Origin of the sequence: Kribbella catacumbae DSM 19601, from assembly GCF_000372465.1 — a bacterium.
Classification (GTDB): Bacteria; Actinomycetota; Actinomycetes; order Propionibacteriales; family Kribbellaceae; genus Kribbella; species Kribbella catacumbae.
Window position 1 is genome coordinate 146041 of record NZ_AQUZ01000004.1, and the last position, 17164, is coordinate 163204.

Consider the following 17164-nt stretch of genomic DNA (forward strand, 5'->3'; position numbering starts at 1 on the left):
TTCAGCGGTTCTGGGGAAGCTTGGTGGACTTCTTCTTCCCGCCGCGTGGTGCCGATGGCGGCGGTACGACCGGACCGAGGTCGCCGTCCGGCGCGGTGTCCAGGTCGATGATCACCGGCGCGTGGTCGCTCGGGCCGGTGCCCTTGCGCGCCTTCCGGTCGATCCAGGCCGCCTTCACCCGCTCGGCCACCGGCTCGGACGCGAGCATCAGGTCGATCCGCATGCCGAGGTCCTGGTGGAACATGCCGGCGCGGTAGTCCCAGTAGCTGAACACCCGCTCGGCCGGCCAGCGGTCGCGGACGACATCGTGCAGCCCGGTCGACATCAGGTCGGCGAGTGCCTGTCGCTCCGGCGCGGTCACGTGCGTCGATCCGACGTAGGCCGCGGGGTCGAAGACGTCGGCATCGGTCGGCGCGATGTTCATGTCACCACAGACGATCTGCTCGGCCGGTCCCGAGGCGACAACGTCTTTCAACGCGGCGAGCCACGCAAGCTTGTAGAGGTAATGATCCGAGTCCGGCACCCGCCCGTTCGGCACATACAACGAGTGGATCCTGATCCCTCCACAGGTCGCGGCGACGGCTCGCGCCTCTGGATTGGGGAAGCCTGGCGCTTCCGCGACGCCGGTGACGACGTCTTCCAGACCGACCTTGGACAGCAGCGCGACACCGTTCCACTGCACCTCGCCGTACAGGGCTGTCTCGTAGCCGCGACTGGACAGCTCGTCACCCAGCAGTTTCGTGAACGCGTCGTCCGCCAGCTTGGTCTCCTGCAGACAGACGACGTCGGGCTGCCGCTCGTCCAGCCAGCCCAGCAACCGCGGCATCCGCTGCTTCACCGAGTTCACATTCCAGGTAGCTATCCGGGTCCCGAGCGTCATGCCAACAGGCTATCCAGACTGCGAGTCACGCAGCGCTATGCACGCCAATATCCTGCACCAGCGGGACCGCCAGGAGGTGCAATCTCCGGACGGTCCCTCGACCGGAAAGCGAGTCCGACCGTGAGAACAAAGCTAACTGACCACCAGATCATCGAAGCGATCGAGCGCATCTTTGTCACCGAGCACGGTGATGCCGCCGCCGTCCGGAAGGTGCGCCAGCTCCTGGCGCCACCGGCAGCGAACGACGGCCTGCCTACGTACGACTTCGAGACCGCCACCGAGGCCGAGCGGTGGGCGTACGACCAGGGTTACGAGGCCGGCTGGGAGTCGCGCCTCGACCCGACCGAGATGGACTGGAGCGACGTCGAGGACGCGCTGAAGGCGTACATCGAGTTCATCAACCTGGAGCTCGCCGAGGTGGAGGGCAAGTGACCGCCGAGGCGATCCGGGTGTCGATGCCCCTGGTCGAGTTGGTGCTGATCGCGGGGTTCGCGTTCGCGCTCGGTTTCTTCGTCGGCCTGTGGGTGCGGTCATGAGAGCCGCTGCGCTGACAGCCGCGCTGGTAGCGGCTGGTCTGGCGGTCGCTGTCGGCCTGTTCTCAGGTGAGCCGAACTACTCACCCGAGGTGCGGCCACCGGCGGTCCAGCCCGGTCCCCCCGTGGTGACAGTCCATGCAGGTCAGCGATAACCTGCCCCTAATCTCTCCCGCCGGGAGAGCGGCGACGGGCCCAGCGCCAACTGGAACCCGCCGCCTCGACATCCTCCACTGAGTCTGGAGAACGCCGTGAATGCATCATCTCAGACAGGCGCGCCCGCGTGCGCCGCCTACCAACTCTCCGGTCGCCCGCCTGCCCTCTCGTCAAGGGCAGGCGAGGCATGACCGGGCGGGAGCCAGTCGGAGTGCTGGCACAACCTGCCGAAGACCGGAACGAGTGCCAGGCTGAGTCAAGCCGACAGGGGCTCGTCAACACCGGTCATCTCAGCCACCGCTGCTTCAAGCTCGGTGAGCATGACATCCACCGCTGCACAGGTTGCACACACACCTGGACTGACCGCACCGCCTAGTACTGCACGCAGCGCCCGCCATGAGGGATGGCGGGCGCTGCTGTCTGTCAGGACTGGTTGGCCTCGATGCGGTCGAGCTGGGCACGGATCGCGGTGCCGGTTCCGGTCGGCTCGACCCAGAACCGCTTCATGTACTCCTCGATCTCGGCCTGCATCATCGCCCGGAGCTGTGTCTCGGTGTACGGCATGTCGTCCTCCTCGAACCAGCGGGTTGTGTCGGTCTCTGCCGCCTTGGTGTGCTTGATGCTGATGTGCACGTGCTTGTCGTGCGGGTTGGTGCCGTTGTAGGGCTCCCAGTCCCAGGGCTGGCCGTCGTCGGTCGCCGAGGCGATGCGCCGGTTCCAGATGACGTAGGCGACCCGGGGGTCCCGCACAACCGCGTCGAGCAACTCCTGGACGTCGATGCCGTCCTTGTCGACGTCGATCGCCCGGACCACGCCGCCGGCGTCCCAGTCGGGGTTGTGGTCGGACGGCCGGGCCGCGTGTGAAGCGTCCCCGAGGGCGCCGTCACTGGCCTTGTCCCGGTCCGGCCATCGCCGGTTGATCTCGGTGCGCAACGCGACGAGGGACGCCGCGAGATACCAGTCAGCCACGGTGTACCGCCTCCTCCAGCTTCGTCAGCCGGTCCTCGACCAGCTGCATCCGTTTCGGCATGGCCGGCACCTCGGCTCGGCCCGGCCGGGCCGGTTCGCCGTTCCAGTCCTCGAGGAACGCGTCAACCCGCTTCCACGCCCGGTAGATGCCACGGGCAACCAGCGTGACCGGGATAAGCGCGGCGCACACAGCACCGATCGTCACCACCCACTCGATGCCCATCAGAACACCGTGAGGATGAGCACGGCGCCGGGTGCGCCGGCGCCTCCGGTCTGGTTGGTGGTCGTGCCGTAGGCGCCGCCGCCTCCGCCGCCGTAGTTCTGCCCGGCGATCCCTGTGCCGGCCGCTGTGAGGCTCCGGGCGCCGCCTCCCATGCCCTCGGCTGCCGCGCCTCCAACGGACGTCAGGACAGGCTGCCCGGCCAGCACACGGCCTTTCCCGCCAGCGGCGCCGGAGATGTTGACGGTGCCGCCCACGCCGACCCCCTGGGTGCCGCCGTTCGCGACCCCGTTACCGGTTGTCGAGGTCATCGCGGCCCCGCCGGTCCCTCCGGTCGCCGAGATCGCTGGACCCGACGCCGGATCGAACGATGACGTACCGCCGCTGTTGCCTGCCGCCCCTGACACGCCGGTGCCGCCAGCGCCGATGACGCAGGGGACGGTGGCATCCAGCTCGGACGCAAGGTAGAACCGCTCCGAGACGCCGGCGCCGGCGCCGTACCCGCCCTCGCTCTGCCCGGACCCGGCGCCGATACAGCCACCTCCGGCCCCGCCGCCGCCAACGACACGGACCCAGGCGCCGCGGATCCCGGCCGGGCGGGTCCAGTCACCGGTAGCGGTGATGATCTGCAGGTTCGGGTCTCCGGGTGCGATGATCCGGTCCCCAGCTAGCTGGCCCATGTCGAGGCTCCTTTCACAGTGCGTATCGGGGTGTCGGGTACAGGCTGACGTCGGCTAACGCCAGGTGGGATTTGGCGACTCCGTTCACTGCGCGGGTCACGGTGAAGGTCTGCGGCGACGTCGCGCCAGTGATGGCGGTGACCGTGATCCGCTCGCCGCCGATCATGATGTCGAACGGCAACGACGCCGCGGTGGTGGTCCACACGGTGCGCTGCGACGACACCGACAGCGAGGTCGCCGAGCTCGTCACCCCGGACACCAGCGCGCTGCTGTAGGTGTCGTAGCGGCCCGTGCCGACGGTTTCGCTGGTGGCGTACACGGCGGGTGCGTACAGGTCGGCGGGGACCAGGCCGAAGGTGATCTCGTGCACGACCGGGCCGATCGTCTCGGAGTAGCCGACCACCAGCACGTCGAGGTCGTCGTAGATGCCGATGGCATCCAGGTTCGTGATCCGGATCAGGTCGCCGACGTCAGTGGCGAGTACGGCCGTGGCGAGCGCAGCCGCGGCGGGTGCCGCCAGGTTCACGGTCAGCGTGGGGAACCGGAGTTTGTCGAGGGTGCCCAGGTTCAGCAACCAGGCCGCGTAGGTCGGCAGCTGCGCGTCGCTCTCGCAGTTGACTTGGATCTCGTCCGGGTAGGGGCCGACGCCGTTCGGGGGGTTCAGGATCGACAGCGCGCCGCTGGTCTTGGTGACCCTGAAGGCGTCGCCGTTGCGGCGGGAGGCGGTGACGTCGTTGCGGGTGTTCGCGTCGTCGTCGACCGGTTCGAACGGTGGCGCCACCTGCCCGGCCGAGTAGTCGACTGTCAGCTTCGGGGTCTGGTTGTACTGCGACGCACGTGAGCGGTAGAGCAGCTCCAGCGCGTCTCTGGCTTCGGTGAGCACGCCGAGGTCGGTGGCCTCGGCGTCGCGGATCTGGGCCAGGGTCGGCTCGGCGAACTGCACACCCATGCCGGAGGTGTCGGCGACGGCGCCCACGATCGTCAGGTCGATGTCTGCGAGCCCGGCAACCCGCTCCATCCGCTCACCTGCGGTCTCGCCGGCGTACCCCTGCACCGCGGCGGAAACGTCAGCAGCGGACGGGATGTTCGCCGGGCTCGCCTCGGACCAGACGATGACGTGCGCCAGGTTGACGTAGGTCTGGTTCACGTACCGCGAGTAGTAGAAGCGGCAGGTGCCGGTGCCGAGCCACTTGTAGCCGGCCATGGTCCCGGTATCGACCGAGATGCCGTCGATGAACAGCTCAAAGTTGGTGTCGGCGCCGACCACGATCATCTGCAACCGGCAGTAGTGGACCTCCTGGTCCTGCAACGCGGCCAGGACGCCAGTGGCTGAGAAGCCGATCGGCCCCACGGACGGGTCGGTGAAGCTGACCTGTGCGGTCCCGTCATCGGTGGAGGTGTTGAGGACGACGGCCCACCGGTTGTCGTTGTAGTCGGCAACCTGCGCCGTCAGGACACCCATCGCCGTGCTCTGCCAGACGAAGTCGAGCGCGACCCCGGACTGTTCGCCGGTGCCGACGTCGCCGCGCATGTTCGAGACGTTGCCGGTCGCGTTGATCTCCAGCGCCGACCCGAGCCACGGCGCCCCCAGGTCCTTGCCGTAGGTGAACGACGGGGTGAACTCGGGGAAGAACCGGGTACTGCCCTCCCACGTCTTGCCGAGGTTGATCGAGAACTTGGTGCCCTCGGCACCGGACAGCGGCCAATAGGACGTCAGGGACTGCGGCTTGGACAGGATGTACTCGCGCAGGCCGATGTTTGCTGGCTCGTTGCCCTGCTGGAGACGCCGCAGGATCCCGGCTGCTGTGATCGGCACCCATGCCTCTTTGTGGGACAGGTCCCACCGTGGCGGTAGCTCGGGGATCTCACCCAGGAACCGGTACGACACGGCCCGGACCGCGGCGGCCATGATTCCCCAGCCGGCGGAGGCCGCGGTCCAGTTGATCCCGTAGCTCGCGGGGGTCTGGATGCCGGCGCGCATCACGTTGACTGTCTCGGTGCCGATGTCGTGCTCGCCGAGCTGGGTGAAGCCTCCGGTGACGGCGATGGTCGAGCCGTCGTCCAGGTCGCTGAGCAGGGACCCGACCAGCACGGCGCGCTTGAACACGGTCAGGCCCATGCCGGGGTTCGCGGACGGCGTGGCGCCGCTGTAGGCGAACTGGTTGTTGTCGAGTTCGCAGTTGGAGCCGCCGGTGAAGCTGACCGCGGACGCCTGCCGGCCGATGACTGCGGTGGTGTCGACCACGATGGTCTGCGGGCCGGTCGGGATGTTGCGGTTGAGCCAGTACATGTAGCCGACCGCGTTCACGGCTTGCAGCGTGAACAGCCCGTTCGTCTTCAGCGTCATCGGGACCCCGCCGTAGGTGACCGACGCGATCTGGTTCGTGGTGGTGTTGTACTGCCAGATCCAGACCGCTACCCCGGTGGGCGTACCGACCGGGGTGTGCGTCCAGGACAGGTCGCCTGTCCCCGAGGTGTTGCTGTAGGCATCGAAGGCAGCGTCGACTTTCTTGGCTACCCGGATCTGGGTGTTGCGGCCGATCTTCCCGAAGTACGTGCCGACCGGGTTGCGCGGGGAGAACTTGCCGTCACGGTTGTTCAGCGTCAGCGAGCAAGACGACGGGCCAGCCTGTGCGGCCAGCTCACCCTTTCCACGGATGATCGTGATTTCGCTGGCCGTGCGGACGTCGGTAGTGACCTCGGTCCATGTGCCGTCGACAAGCATCTCGACCAGTTCGTTGCTCACTGGCCCAACACCACCTGTGCGTTGCCGCCCTCAGCCTGGATCGACTTGCGGAGAAGCTCAAGGAGTACGCGCCCGGCCGCGGTGCCGTCAGGCTTCAGCACGAGAGTCACAGCGCCACCGCTGTTGCGGCCGCCGGTGATCCGCTCACCGGCCTTGACCATCGCCAGCGTCTCGGAACCCATGCCGCCAGGCACGATGCCGCCGCTGTGGAAGTAGGGGATCGTGAAGCCCTTGCCGCCGATGTTCGGCACCCACGACGGCACGCTGAAGCCCTTGCCGCCGACCGTGCTGTTCCAGGCGTTCCGCACGCCATCGAAGGCGGCACGGAACGGCGCGGTGATCGTGCCGGCGACCCCGCGCATGAATCCGGCGATGGCTCCCGGCACCGCCTTGATCGCGCCCAGGATCGAGTCGCGGTGTTTCCAGATCGGCTTCACCATCAGGGAGAACGGCGCGGTCAGGACCGCGAACAGCGCCTGCCAGTTGCCCCGGATCCAGTTGAAGATGCCCACGGCAACATCCCGCACCGCACCGAAAGAACCGTTCACGATTCTGCGGAAGGTCTCGCTTTTCTTGTAGGCCAGCACGAGCCCGGTCCCCAGCAGGACCAGTGCTGTGATCACCAGCCCGATCGGGTTGGCGCGCATGGCGACGTTCATCGCCCGCTGTGCGATGGTCGTGGACTTGATCCACGTCACGCCGTTCTTCAGCGCCGGAATCATGAACGACGCCATACCGCCCGCCAGATCAGCGGCACCCTGCCCGGCCATCACGAACCCCTCGAACAGGTTGCCTCTGGCGATCTCGCCTACGCCGCCCATCACGTCCTTGGTGCCGGTCAGGGTGTCGGAGAAACCCTGGGCTTTGCCTTCCGCTCCGTCGGCTGCTTCCCCGACGGTGTCGAACGACGATGCCGACTCACCGACAGACTTCGATGCCGCGCCGACGTCGGTGTCCATCTTGCGGGCCGACGATCCGACCTTGTCGAATGCAGATTCGAGCTTGGTCGAGTCACCCGCGAAGGTGAGCGTGACCTGTGGTTTGCCGGCCATCAGTCGACCTCGATCCCTGCTTGGCGGGCCACATCCAGCAGCGCCTGCTCCACGAGCTCGGCGTACCGGGCCTGGTTGTCGAAGTAGGCGTTGTAGATGTAGCGGCCGTGCTTGATGAACGGCCGGCTGACCGAGCGGCCCTTGCCGACCCGGCCACCGAAGTCGAGCCACGGGTAGTACGGGACGCGCTTGGATCCGCCGACGACACGGGACGCGGACGCCGTCGACCGGGCATTCACCGACGCCTTGGCCTTGCCGGACTTGGTCGGGATGCCTTGCCGGGCATCGGTCACCACGACCTCGGCGGCGGCGTTGAACGCCATCCGGAGCGCCTTCGGCAGGTCGCTGTCGAGCTTCTTCAGGTTCCGGGTGAACTCGGCCAGGCCGTCGATCTTGATCGCGTCCGTCATGCCCCTCCACCCTTCAGTCGCTCAAGCTCTTCCTGCTGCGCTATCCGTGCGTAGTAGACGCCCCACTGCACGAACTCGTCATTGCTCATCTGCTCCCGGAGCTGACCCACCGTCATCGACAGCTTCGTCGCCAGCAGGAACTCGAACTCCGTCGTCGGGTCCGTCTCGAAACGTCGCCATCGCCTGCTTCTCGGACCTCGCACCGACACCGGAAAGGTCGCGGATCTTCTCGCTGACGGGCTCGATCTCACCCGCCGGGGAGCTGCGCTGCCACTGCCCCACCTCGGCCTCGGTCATCGCCGGGTCGAGCATGCCCAGAGAAAGGGTTCTGCGTTCCTGCAGCTCGGTCCCCTTCAACTGCTGGACCATGAACACCTCGCCGCGGGACAGGCCACGTACACGGACGGTGCCGAACTCCAGCGCGACGGTGCCCTCGGGCAGGCGAGGCTTCAGCAGCCGCGCCTTCAGGTCCTCGCTCACGGCTGGCTCGTCGAGGTGACTTCGTCGGACAGCTCCAGCGCGACACTCCACTTGACCATGTCGGCGACCGGGTTGGTCTCGACGTACTCGCCGACAACCACGTTTACCGAGTCCTGCGGCCGGCCAGTACCGGTGCCCTCCGGCCGCCGGATCAGCGTCACGTTGGTGCCGATCAGAGGCTCGATGGTTCCGCGGGGCCCGCCGACCGCGTTGTCGTAGGTGCCACTCATCGACCCCTTCCCGTCGAGCAGACCACCCACCTTGACGTGCGACTGCTTGCCGTACGTCGTCACGTCGTGGATGTCAGAGTTGCGGGTCAGCTCAGACGCGTCGGTGAACGCCGACAGGTCCACCGCGTTCAAGCTGATGAACGTGTTCTTCCCATGCACGAAGGCCATCGGGGTCTCCTTATCCGACCGGGTAGAGCTTGTAGGTGACGGTCGTGGTGACCGAGTGGGTGACAGTGACCAGGCCGGTCGCGGGGGCCGCCTGATCCGGCTTGATGTGGAAGACCTTGTTGGTGCCGTTGGTGACCGATGGCGCGTTCGCCGCTGCGGCCGCTCCGGTCGGCGTTGTACTCGCGTCGGAGATCGTCATGTTGTCGACGGCTGCGTTGCCGTTCAGGATCTCCAGATAGCAGCCCTTCGGCCCCATCACGGACCGGGCAATCGTGTCGGATGCAGCGACGCCCGCACCGGGAGTCGCGACGCCCGCGTTCGTGGGTGTAGTGGCGGTGAGCGCAGCCATGTCAGGCTCCTTGTCCTGCGATATCGAGCGTGAAGGTGGCGGCGAGGTGCTCGACCGCGCCGACCGCGATGATGTCGAACGTGACCTCGGTGACACGCACCGTGTCGAACGCCGTGTATGTGCCGGACTCGACCACGGTCTTGATCGAGGTGGCCCCGGATCCCTTGACCCATTTGGTGATCAGGTCCCGGGATGCCCGGTCGCTGACCTTGCCGACGAGCAGCACCACGGTCAGGTCAGGGATGCGGTCCATGCCCCGGCCGTACGTCGCGTCGTAGGTGAGCGTGCCGGGGTAGGTGACGACCGCGGCGGGAGGCGCGACCGTGCCCGGCGGGTAGGCGTACACCCGCAGGTCCGCGATCGTGTCGATGCGGTCCGCTACGGCCTGCATCACTGCACCCAGGTCCATCAGGCCGCGCTCCACCAGCGGGTGTACGGACCGAGCACCACGGCTACGTCAGGGTCGACCTTGGCCAACAGCCGCAGCTCCGAGCCCAGCTCGGGAGAGCCGGCGACACCGAACGGAGCCTGTCGCCGCGTGAAGAACCGAGCCGCCTGAAGCAGGGCCGCCTGTTTCACCGCGACAGGGACCGTGGTCCAGCCGAACTGGGCTGTGACAGTGACGCCGTCCTCCTTCAAGGTGGGCAGCGTCGTCGAGGTGGGGTCGACCACCAGCCGCGTCCACGGCACACCGTTCAGGTCCGCGTTGCCCGGCTCCTTGGCGAACACGTCGATAGCACCGTTTTCACCGGTGACCACCAGGCCGGTCACGGTCATCAGGTCGTCGATGTCCACGACGTACCGGGCGCGGTCCCTGTCCCACCGCGCCGTGTACTTACGGGCCTGCGCAGCGACGACCAGGCCGAACTGCCGGTTCGTGGCCCGGTCGACGGCGCGGGAGGCGGCAGAGATGGCGTACGCGATCTCCGTGTCATCAGCGGTGTCGCTGATACGGAGATAGCCCTTCAGCTCCGGCGTGCTGACGTAATCGGGTGCCCAGGGCATCTCTGCCGCCTCCTCTCGCTACTTGTGGTTCTCGCCGTGCCGGGCGCGGATCTGCGCGTCGACCTCGGCCAGTTGGGCGATGAGCTCACGACGCTTGTCGACGAGATCCTGGATCGTGGGTTCCTTCTTCGCCGCCACCGCTACACCGCGTTGATGAGGACGCGGTACGCGTTCGGGTCCTGGACCGTGCCGTCGGCGCGAGCCCACAGCACGTACTCGACCTGGCCCTCGTTCGCCCGCGAGTACGGGTTCACGATCAGGGTCAGGTCCTTGACGCGCCGGATGACGTAGCCGGCGTTGAGATCGCCGAACACGCCCCACTTGTTGGTGCCGCCGTCGGTGTAGGTGGCGAACGCCTGATCGATGACGACCGGGTAGCCGAGCAGGGTCTTGTTGTTCGGGCCGGTGGCGATGCCGTCGTTGGCGTCGTTCAGGATCGGGCGGCCGGTGGTGTCGACGATGCTCTCGATCTTCGCGAGGGTCGCGTCGTTGAATGCCCACCGGGCGCCCATCCGGTAGTCCGGGTCGACCTCGTGCACCGCGGCCACCAGTTCGGCGTAGGTGATGCCGACCGACGTGAACGCCGTACCGGAGGTGCCGGTGGTGATACCGAACGGCAGGGTCGTGCCGGCGCCGGTCACCCAGTCGACCGCCTGCTTGCGGGCGATCCGCTCGCCGAGCTTGCGGGTGACCAGGCCCTCGATGTCGAACGCCGCGTCCTGCAGCAGCTCCACCGAGACCCGCAGAGGGAGGTTGGTCGCGCCCGGGGCGACGTACTTGAACGCGCCCAGGGTCTTCTCGCCGAACACCAGGTCCGCGCCCCCGGAGGCCGGGGCGGTGCCCTCAGCCGCGATCACACCGGAGTTGGCGGTGTCGTCCAGGGTCGGCCACCGCAGCGTCTCCCCGCCGCTGGTGGTGATCTCCTCGACCGCCGAGGCCAGGCCACCGAACGCCTTCAGCCGCTCGACCATCTTGTCCCGCAGGACGTCCGGGACCAGGAAACCGCCGGCCGCGTCCGTACCCACGGACTGCGCCCGTAGCTCGACGATGTCGGCGTTCTGCTGGCCGGTGCGCATGTAGTGGTTGAACGCCCGCTCCAGGGTGTCGTCCTCCTTCGGGGTGGCGACGTGGACGCCGAGAGCGCCACTAACCGGGGTGGTGTACGCGGTCTGCCGGGAGCGGATCTCCACGTCCTTGCGCATGGCGGCGAGCTCCACCTCGAGCTTCTCGTACCGCTCCACCTGGTCATCGCTGAGCGTTTCGGTTCCGGCTTCGTCAAGGATCGCCTGCAACGCGGCGAGCAGTTCCTCGATGGTCTTCATCGTGCACCCCTTCCGAGGGCTCGCGCACGTGCGCGGATCAGCTGCGACCGGCCGGACGGCTGGCCGAGGTCGTACGAGCGCAGCGCCACACCGGCGCCTGCGTAGGCCGGGAAGGTCACAGGGGACACATCCCGCAAGTGGGTGATGGTGTTGATGGTGTGCAACTGCGAACCGTCAGCAGTGCGAGTCCAGGTGCCGTCGTCGCCGGGGATGAACCCGAACGAGGCGCCGGTCATGTCACCGCGGGCAACAAGCTTCCGCAGGTCGTTCGCGTACGACGTGTCCGGTAGGTCAACCTCGAACGCAAGGCCCTCGTCATCGGAGCGGACCCGCAAGGTCCCGGACGACTGGCGGCCGAGCAACTGGTGTGGGTCATGGTTGATGAGGGCAACCGGGTCGGAGTCGGGGTTCTTCAGCACCTGGTCGAACGCACGGGTGCTCAGCTGCTCGTATCCGCCGGGAACCTTGGCGACCTGGTTGAACACAGCCGCGTGACCGTGCAGCGTGTCTCCCTCGATGCTGGAACGGCACAGGACCGAGTAACGGGTCAGGGTGGTCACGCGGCTACCTCCGGGGTCTCCGTCGGCTCAGGGGCGGCCTCAGGCAGTGGAGGCAGGTTGCGGATCGCCCGGGCCTCGTTCACCGTCAGCAGCCCACCCGCGACCTGCTCCAGCAGGAGGCGGATCTCGTCCTCGGGGTTGGCGCGCTCCAGGCCGGCGAAGTCGAACTCGGCGAACTGGTTCTTGGGCAGCAGGCGGGATAGCCGCTGCTCGAAGCGCTGACCCCAGGGGGAGAGCACGGTGCGGGCCAGGCCCCGCTGCTGCGAGTCGATCCCGGTACCCCAGGAGGTCTGTTTCTCCGTCTGCATCAGCTCGAACGGAGGGATCCCGTACCAGCGGGCGACCTCCTCGATGGAGAACTGCCGGGACTCCAGGAACTGGGCATCCGCGTTGCTGGTGGACCACTGGGTGAACTTCAGCTTGCGGTTGACGACGGCGATGTCACCGGCGTTGTCAACTCCGGAGACCTTGGCCTTCAGGCCCTCCTTGATCGTCTTCGCCTCATCCTCGGTGACGTCCTCCTCGGGCGTCACCAGACCGGAGACCATCGCGCCGTTGCCGAACATCCGGGCCGCGGCCCGGTCGCCGGCGATCGCGGTACCGAGACTGTGGCGGGCGACCGTGATCGGCGAGAGACCCTTCAGCCCGTCCAGCGACAGGGCCATGATCTGCGTCATCTCGGCCTGCGTGAACGTCCGGACCCCGTCATCCAGGGTGGCCTTGAAGACTTTCCGGCCGGTCGGCTTACCGTCGACCTTCTCCCACTCCGGGGCGACGCCGAGCGGGTGCAGCGGCACCAGGCCGACCAGCGCGCCGGCCTGGTTCCAGACGTGTGCCAGGTAGGCGTTGCCGTGGATGACCAAGTGAGCGAGCACGGTTTCCACCCACTCGAACGCGGTAGGGCCATCCGGGCCGCCGGGGTTATCCAGGAATGACGGCACCTGCTCCCGGAGCCCGGCCTTGTCGCGCAGGGTCTTCAACGGGACCGAGGCAATGGTGCCCGAGATCAGCGACACCGAGCGCCAGACAGCCGACAGGCCGAGCGCGGTGGTCTCGTTCACAGGTACGCCGGCCAGGTTCTGCGGGCCGACGCTGAAGAAGGCGGCCATCGCCGGGTCACTGATCGACCACGACGACCGCTCCTCCACCGGACGGGACCAGGGCCACCTCACGACTTCGAGTGTAACCCTCATTTACGACTTGAGGGTTTACAACACGACCAGCGCCGCCCGTTGGCGCTGGCGGCAGTCCGTGGCCGCCCACACCGCAGCCTTGACCGCATCAGCCGCGCCCTTGGACACCACCCGTGGACCGTCCGGTCCGGGCATCGTGCGCACCGCCAGCACCTGGCCCGTGAGGTGCTCCCCGCCGTCATGGCGGAACGCGTCCTCCGCCGCCAGCCGCTGAAGCTCCTGCACGGCCGCGCCTGCACGCCCCTGCCCCTTACGCGCCCGCACACCCTTCAGCGCCGGGTCCTCCAGCAGGGATGCGCCCACCGTCGCCGTACGGGTGAACCCCACCCGCTTCAACGCGGCAGGCACCTCGGCCAGGTCCGGCAGGTCCTCGACCGAGATCACGGCCCGACCGGCGGCGTTCCATGCGAACGCCACCGAGACCCCGTCGCCGAACCAGGACTCCACCGCAGCAGCGACTGGCGGCCCCTCGGGTCGCTCGGCGGTGAGATCGGCCCACTCGTCGGCCGAGATGACCGGATCGCCGCGGTCGACCTTCGCCTCGGTCAGCCGCCACATGTTCAGGTACTGGGCATTGAAGCCCTCCATCGGGTCCGGGTCGTCAGCTTGCGGATCCGCCTCCCCTGCAAGGGCCTTCGCGTACTTGTCCGCGATCATCCGGCGGCGGTCCTCGCTCCAGTGCGGGCTAGCAGCGCGCCACACCTCGGGATCACCAGGGTCGGCACCCGCCGGCGCCGCCCACAGCAGCAACAGCGCCTCCGACGCCTCCATCGTCAGCGCCGCCTGCAACTGGCCCTTCATCAGCGACGTAGCGCGCCGGTGCGCCGTACTGGTCAGGTGGATCTGCGGAGACGATCGCTCCAAGGTCGCGGGCTCCAGGCCCTCCGAGATCGTGTCGGCCTTCACGTTCCAGCACTCGTCCGCGATCCCCAGGCACACGTCGTACCCGTAGACGGCGAGCTGCGCCCGTACGAGCCACCGATCGCCGTCCGGGGTCTCTAGTGCCTCCTTGCCGTTCGCACGGGACACGTGCCAGCCGGCGACCTCCTCAGCCCACCGCCACGCCCCGCGCTGGATCTCCCGGCAGATCGCGACGTCGCTGCCGGTGTGGATGACCGTCTGCACCTCGCCGAACAGATCCGTATGCGCCATCCGCCACAGAGCCACCCCACGCACCCGCACGGACTTCCCAGCACGCCGCGGTGCCGACTCCACCACCAGCCGGTGGCACAGGGAGCCGTCCTCGCGGTGCTCCAGCTGGCGGACGATCGCCAACCGCTGCCACCAGCGCAGGGTCTTGCGCTCGACGTTCTCGATCCAGTCGATCGCGTCCGCGCCGTACGAGCCGACCGCGTCCTCCGGTACCGGAGACATCGCCAGCGGAACCGCCGCGTCGTCGGGTACATCGAGGTACGGCGCCAGCCACTCATGGGTCAGACGGTCCGGATCCCAGGAGAGCTCGGGACGGACCACCAGGTCCGGGGAGAGAGAAAAGACAGGTACAAGGGGTGTCCTGGCCCCCAGGCTGTGAACTTTCTGCGGATCCCCCAAGTGCAGATTGCAGTCGCGGCACGCTGCCTGCAGTTGGTCTGGTGGAACGATGATGCCGTTGGTCGTGCCGTGGATGTGGTGCACGTGGGTGGCGGTGCCTGTGCATACGTCCGGGATCTGCAGCTGGCATTTGTACTGGTCGCGCAGGAGCACCACGGCTCGCAGCTTGCGCCACTGCCGGGTGCTCCCGCCCTGCCAGCCTTGGCTCACGTCAGCGGGTCAGGTATTCGATGAGGTAGCACCAGCCACCGAGTAGGCCCAGCGCCACGGCTGCACCCTCGATCAACTCCCGCGTGGTGGTGAGGATCTTCTTGATCATGACGTTGCTCCCTTGGCGATGATGCGGGACTTGACGTAGACGGCGTACTCAAGCAATGGGTGTGCCCCAGACAACCGTCTCGGGATGGGTAGCGAAACGGGAACAGGATTCCGAAATCGCTAGCCCCCTGTGCTTGGCGCAGAGCTTCACTTCGGCCAATGGGTCGAGCGTCTCTCCGGTACAGCGGTTGCCTGAGTCCCCGCAGTAGTGGCACTGGCTTGTGCCGGCTACTCGGGTGGCGTGCCGCTTGGTTAGTCCGGCGTCTCGTGCGGCGGTGAATTCGGTGCGGTCGTGGTGGCTCACGACAGGCCCCTTTCGGGTGAGTGAAGGAGGAGTCTCATGAGACTCTCAATGGGTCTCATGAGACGTGTCTCACGTCTCACACCCATACTCTTTCTGTATGGGTGAGTGACCCTGGCACTGATCCTGAGTCTCATGAGACTGGGACCCTGGTCAGGCTGTAGTAGGTGGCTCGGCCAGCCTCTTCCTTCATCACGGCGCCCTGGTCGATCAGGATGCGAACGTGGCGGTAGAAGGTGGCCTTGGTGGTCAGCTCGGCATCGATCAGCTTGGTCGCTGTGACCTTGTCCGTCTGGAACGTCTCGTACCACCGCTGGGCCGTCTTGGTGGCCGCGGTGGCACTGCCCGCGGTCTTGCCGTCCGTCAGGGTGAGGACCGCGCTGGGCCCGCAGGGCGTCAGCTTCAGTTCGATGTCCTCGAACTCGTCCACGTCCTTCTGCTTGGGGTTCTTGACCGTGATGACATCCTCGTCCTTCTCGACGCGGATAACGGTCGTCGCGGCGCCGTCCATGGCCGTCGAGCCGCGCATGTGGTCGCCGCTACGCCCTTGGTGGTGAACGGTCAGCACACACGCAGCTGTGGCCTGCCGCAGCTTCTCCAGGGCGTCGATGAACTCGCCCATGTCCTTGGCTGCGTTCTCTTCCATGCCGACCGTGACGCGGGCCTGTGTGTCGAGCACGATCATTGCGGGCTTGAGATCCGCGGCCAGTTCTCGCAGGCCCCGCCACTCGGCCGGCTTGCCTGCTTGTACGGCCATCGGAAGCCAGATGACTCCGGTCATCTTGCGGCCGTAGCTCTGCTCCCATGCCCGTACGCGGCGTTTCATCCCACTGACGCCCTCGGCCGCGACGTACAGCACCAGCCCTTGTGTGACACCCCGGTCCTGCCATGCCTCCCCCGTGCCGACGCAGCCTGCGATGTCGAGGGCAACGAACGACTTGCCATGTCCGGGCTTGCCCACGATCCACGCGGTCGAGTCGGTGAACAGGGTTGCGGTGATCAGCGGTATGGGCTCGGGGATGGTGTCGAGTCCTACGGAGTCCACCAGGGCGTTTCGGTAGATCGCCGCGTACGACAAAGTCGTGACGTTGTCCTCGAACTCGTCCTCGGGTGGCTCGTCGGCGAAGTAGGGCTCACCGGGAGGCGCGCCCATCAGGCCACCTCGAACGCATGCTCCGCGTCCGGGGCGATCCACGGGCTTACGGTGCCTTCGGCAAGCAGCCGGGCATGGTTGCGGCAGTTCGTCGCGGCGAGCGTCAGCCCGGCATCGCGTACGGCGATCTCCTCGACTGTGGCGCGACCGATGAAGTCTCCGGGCTTGGACCGCGCCGCCTCAAGGACCTCGGCGCGCTTGACCCAGTAGAGTGACATGGCCTCGGTGATGCACTGCTGGATGGTGCGGATAGCGAACCGGTCGATCTCGTAGTCGAGATCCCGGCCGCCCATCAGGCCGCGCCGTTCTCGCGGGCCTCACGGTTGCGCCGGCGGGCGGCGACGGACTGGCGGGCGAGGTTTGCGAAGTATGCCTTCCGCAAGGACTCGGCCCGAACCGGATCTCCGTCGGCTGCGTCCACGAACCGCTGCTCGAACTTGGCCCGCCCGGGCGCAGTCCGGGCGGTGCGGTCCTCGGTCATGCCCCAGCCGAGATGGGCGAGGGCGCTAGCCTGGAGGCTGATCTCAGCGTCGGTGCGGCCCTTGTGACGGCCTTCACCTTGTGCGCTTGTCAAGCGCTGTGCGACAGTGGCGTCAGTGGCCGGGTTTGGTTGGGGGACTGATCCCTGGGCATTCGTGGTCACAACTACTCCCTTGAGACGGGTGGTAGCGCGACGGGCGACCCTCCTTGGAGGTAGGACTCCAAGGAACTATGGGTGGCCCGTTTCGCGTTCTGTGTAAGGCCATTCGTACGGCCTTGGAAGCGATCGTGACTGTTCCGAGACCCGAGGTCAAATAGTGCTATCGACCGCACAGCGCTCTTGTGGTAGATGCCCCTCGATACCTAGAACGCAAGAAGGGGCACTACTAGGCGTGTCCGTAACGTTCC

The 17164-nt window shown here is 67.2% G+C and carries 20 protein-coding genes; 1 reads left to right on the forward strand and 19 read right to left on the reverse strand.

The features are described 5' to 3' along the window. Position 1: 1 nt before the first annotated feature. A complete protein-coding gene (locus A3ES_RS0105975; RefSeq protein WP_040454091.1) occupies positions 2-880 on the reverse strand; it encodes an exodeoxyribonuclease III in 879 nt (292 codons plus the stop codon). A 120-nt stretch (positions 881-1000) separates the two neighbouring features. On the opposite strand from A3ES_RS0105975, the gene A3ES_RS0105980 reads away from it, so the two are divergent. Beyond that, positions 1001-1312, forward strand: coding sequence for a hypothetical protein (locus A3ES_RS0105980; RefSeq protein ID WP_020385874.1), 312 nt, complete (start codon positions 1001-1003; stop codon positions 1310-1312). Positions 1313-1992: 680 nt separating this feature from the next. Here A3ES_RS0105980 and A3ES_RS46390 read toward each other — a convergent pair. From A3ES_RS46390 to A3ES_RS0106085, 18 genes are all read right to left on the reverse strand, one after another. Continuing rightward, a complete protein-coding gene (locus tag A3ES_RS46390) occupies positions 1993-2538 on the reverse strand; it encodes a hypothetical protein (RefSeq protein WP_020385876.1) in 546 nt (181 codons plus the stop codon). Beyond that, positions 2531-2761: a hypothetical protein gene (locus A3ES_RS46395; RefSeq protein WP_020385877.1), complete on the reverse strand. Its 231-nt coding sequence runs from the start codon at positions 2759-2761 to the stop codon at positions 2531-2533. Before A3ES_RS46395 ends, A3ES_RS46390 begins: the two co-directional genes overlap by 8 nt. Continuing rightward, positions 2761-3438 carry a glycine-rich domain-containing protein gene (locus tag A3ES_RS0106000; RefSeq protein WP_020385878.1) on the reverse strand — a complete coding sequence of 226 codons (678 nt, stop codon included), beginning with the start codon at positions 3436-3438 and terminating at the stop codon, positions 2761-2763. The genes A3ES_RS46395 and A3ES_RS0106000 overlap by 1 nt, the downstream gene beginning before the upstream one ends. Positions 3439-3451: 13 nt before the next feature. After that, positions 3452-6184 carry a hypothetical protein gene (locus A3ES_RS0106005; RefSeq protein WP_020385879.1) on the reverse strand — a complete coding sequence of 911 codons (2733 nt, stop codon included), beginning with the start codon at positions 6182-6184 and terminating at the stop codon, positions 3452-3454. Then, the gene (locus A3ES_RS0106010) at positions 6181-7236 is read right to left on the reverse strand and encodes a phage tail tape measure protein (RefSeq protein ID WP_020385880.1); all 1056 of its coding nucleotides are present in this window, start codon (positions 7234-7236) and stop codon (positions 6181-6183) included. The genes A3ES_RS0106005 and A3ES_RS0106010 overlap by 4 nt, the downstream gene beginning before the upstream one ends. After that, entirely contained in the window at positions 7236-7646 is a 411-nt protein-coding gene (locus A3ES_RS0106015) for an HK97 gp10 family phage protein (RefSeq protein WP_020385881.1), read from the reverse strand. Before A3ES_RS0106015 ends, A3ES_RS0106010 begins: the two co-directional genes overlap by 1 nt. A gap of 78 nt (positions 7647-7724) precedes the next feature. After that, complete coding sequence (locus tag A3ES_RS0106020) at positions 7725-8126, reverse strand: hypothetical protein (protein ID WP_020385882.1); 402 nt, start codon at positions 8124-8126, stop codon at positions 7725-7727. After that, positions 8123-8524: a hypothetical protein gene (locus A3ES_RS0106025; RefSeq protein ID WP_020385883.1), complete on the reverse strand. Its 402-nt coding sequence runs from the start codon at positions 8522-8524 to the stop codon at positions 8123-8125. Before A3ES_RS0106025 ends, A3ES_RS0106020 begins: the two co-directional genes overlap by 4 nt. Positions 8525-8534: 10 nt before the next feature. Then, on the reverse strand, positions 8535-8873 hold the full coding sequence (locus tag A3ES_RS0106030) for a hypothetical protein (protein ID WP_020385884.1): 339 nt from the start codon (positions 8871-8873) through the stop codon (positions 8535-8537). A 1-nt stretch (position 8874) separates the two neighbouring features. Further along, positions 8875-9282 carry a hypothetical protein gene (locus A3ES_RS0106035; protein WP_020385885.1) on the reverse strand — a complete coding sequence of 136 codons (408 nt, stop codon included), beginning with the start codon at positions 9280-9282 and terminating at the stop codon, positions 8875-8877. After that, entirely contained in the window at positions 9282-9878 is a 597-nt protein-coding gene (locus tag A3ES_RS0106040; protein WP_020385886.1) for a hypothetical protein, read from the reverse strand. Before A3ES_RS0106040 ends, A3ES_RS0106035 begins: the two co-directional genes overlap by 1 nt. A 140-nt stretch (positions 9879-10018) precedes the next feature. Continuing rightward, on the reverse strand, positions 10019-11200 hold the full coding sequence (locus tag A3ES_RS0106050) for a phage major capsid protein (protein WP_020385888.1): 1182 nt from the start codon (positions 11198-11200) through the stop codon (positions 10019-10021). Beyond that, positions 11197-11760, reverse strand: coding sequence for an HK97 family phage prohead protease (locus tag A3ES_RS46400; RefSeq protein WP_020385889.1), 564 nt, complete (start codon positions 11758-11760; stop codon positions 11197-11199). Before A3ES_RS46400 ends, A3ES_RS0106050 begins: the two co-directional genes overlap by 4 nt. Next, positions 11757-12932 carry a phage portal protein gene (locus A3ES_RS0106060; RefSeq protein WP_040454093.1) on the reverse strand — a complete coding sequence of 392 codons (1176 nt, stop codon included), beginning with the start codon at positions 12930-12932 and terminating at the stop codon, positions 11757-11759. The genes A3ES_RS46400 and A3ES_RS0106060 overlap by 4 nt, the downstream gene beginning before the upstream one ends. 36 nt (positions 12933-12968) lie before the next feature. Beyond that, positions 12969-14714, reverse strand: coding sequence for an HNH endonuclease (locus A3ES_RS46405; RefSeq protein WP_020385891.1), 1746 nt, complete (start codon positions 14712-14714; stop codon positions 12969-12971). Between the two features lie 542 nt (positions 14715-15256). Further along, positions 15257-16276: an AAA family ATPase gene (locus tag A3ES_RS51050; RefSeq protein ID WP_020385893.1), complete on the reverse strand. Its 1020-nt coding sequence runs from the start codon at positions 16274-16276 to the stop codon at positions 15257-15259. Continuing rightward, positions 16276-16569, reverse strand: coding sequence for a hypothetical protein (locus tag A3ES_RS0106080; protein ID WP_020385894.1), 294 nt, complete (start codon positions 16567-16569; stop codon positions 16276-16278). The genes A3ES_RS51050 and A3ES_RS0106080 overlap by 1 nt, the downstream gene beginning before the upstream one ends. Continuing rightward, positions 16569-16757 carry a hypothetical protein gene (locus tag A3ES_RS0106085; RefSeq protein WP_051084643.1) on the reverse strand — a complete coding sequence of 63 codons (189 nt, stop codon included), beginning with the start codon at positions 16755-16757 and terminating at the stop codon, positions 16569-16571. Before A3ES_RS0106085 ends, A3ES_RS0106080 begins: the two co-directional genes overlap by 1 nt. Positions 16758-17164 lie beyond the last annotated feature (407 nt).

What these genes read in the sequence shown, in the direction of transcription:
- A3ES_RS0105975 (WP_040454091.1), bottom strand. Translation starts at nt 880, where the DNA reads ATGACGCTCGGGACCCGGATAGCTACCTGGAATGTGAACTCGGTGAAG.
- A3ES_RS0106030 (WP_020385884.1), bottom strand. Translation starts at nt 8,873, where the DNA reads ATGGCTGCGCTCACCGCCACTACACCCACGAACGCGGGCGTCGCGACT.
- A3ES_RS0106015 (WP_020385881.1), bottom strand. Translation starts at nt 7,646, where the DNA reads ATGACGGACGCGATCAAGATCGACGGCCTGGCCGAGTTCACCCGGAAC.
- A3ES_RS0106040 (WP_020385886.1), bottom strand. Translation starts at nt 9,878, where the DNA reads ATGCCCTGGGCACCCGATTACGTCAGCACGCCGGAGCTGAAGGGCTAT.
- A3ES_RS0106025 (WP_020385883.1), bottom strand. Translation starts at nt 8,524, where the DNA reads ATGGCCTTCGTGCATGGGAAGAACACGTTCATCAGCTTGAACGCGGTG.
- A3ES_RS51050 (WP_020385893.1), bottom strand. Translation starts at nt 16,276, where the DNA reads ATGGGCGCGCCTCCCGGTGAGCCCTACTTCGCCGACGAGCCACCCGAG.
- A3ES_RS46395 (WP_020385877.1), bottom strand. Translation starts at nt 2,761, where the DNA reads ATGGGCATCGAGTGGGTGGTGACGATCGGTGCTGTGTGCGCCGCGCTT.
- A3ES_RS0106000 (WP_020385878.1), bottom strand. Translation starts at nt 3,438, where the DNA reads ATGGGCCAGCTAGCTGGGGACCGGATCATCGCACCCGGAGACCCGAAC.
- A3ES_RS0106010 (WP_020385880.1), bottom strand. Translation starts at nt 7,236, where the DNA reads ATGGCCGGCAAACCACAGGTCACGCTCACCTTCGCGGGTGACTCGACC.
- A3ES_RS0106050 (WP_020385888.1), bottom strand. Translation starts at nt 11,200, where the DNA reads ATGAAGACCATCGAGGAACTGCTCGCCGCGTTGCAGGCGATCCTTGAC.
- A3ES_RS0106085 (WP_051084643.1), bottom strand. Translation starts at nt 16,757, where the DNA reads ATGACCGAGGACCGCACCGCCCGGACTGCGCCCGGGCGGGCCAAGTTC.
- A3ES_RS0106035 (WP_020385885.1), bottom strand. Translation starts at nt 9,282, where the DNA reads ATGGACCTGGGTGCAGTGATGCAGGCCGTAGCGGACCGCATCGACACG.
- A3ES_RS0106080 (WP_020385894.1), bottom strand. Translation starts at nt 16,569, where the DNA reads ATGGGCGGCCGGGATCTCGACTACGAGATCGACCGGTTCGCTATCCGC.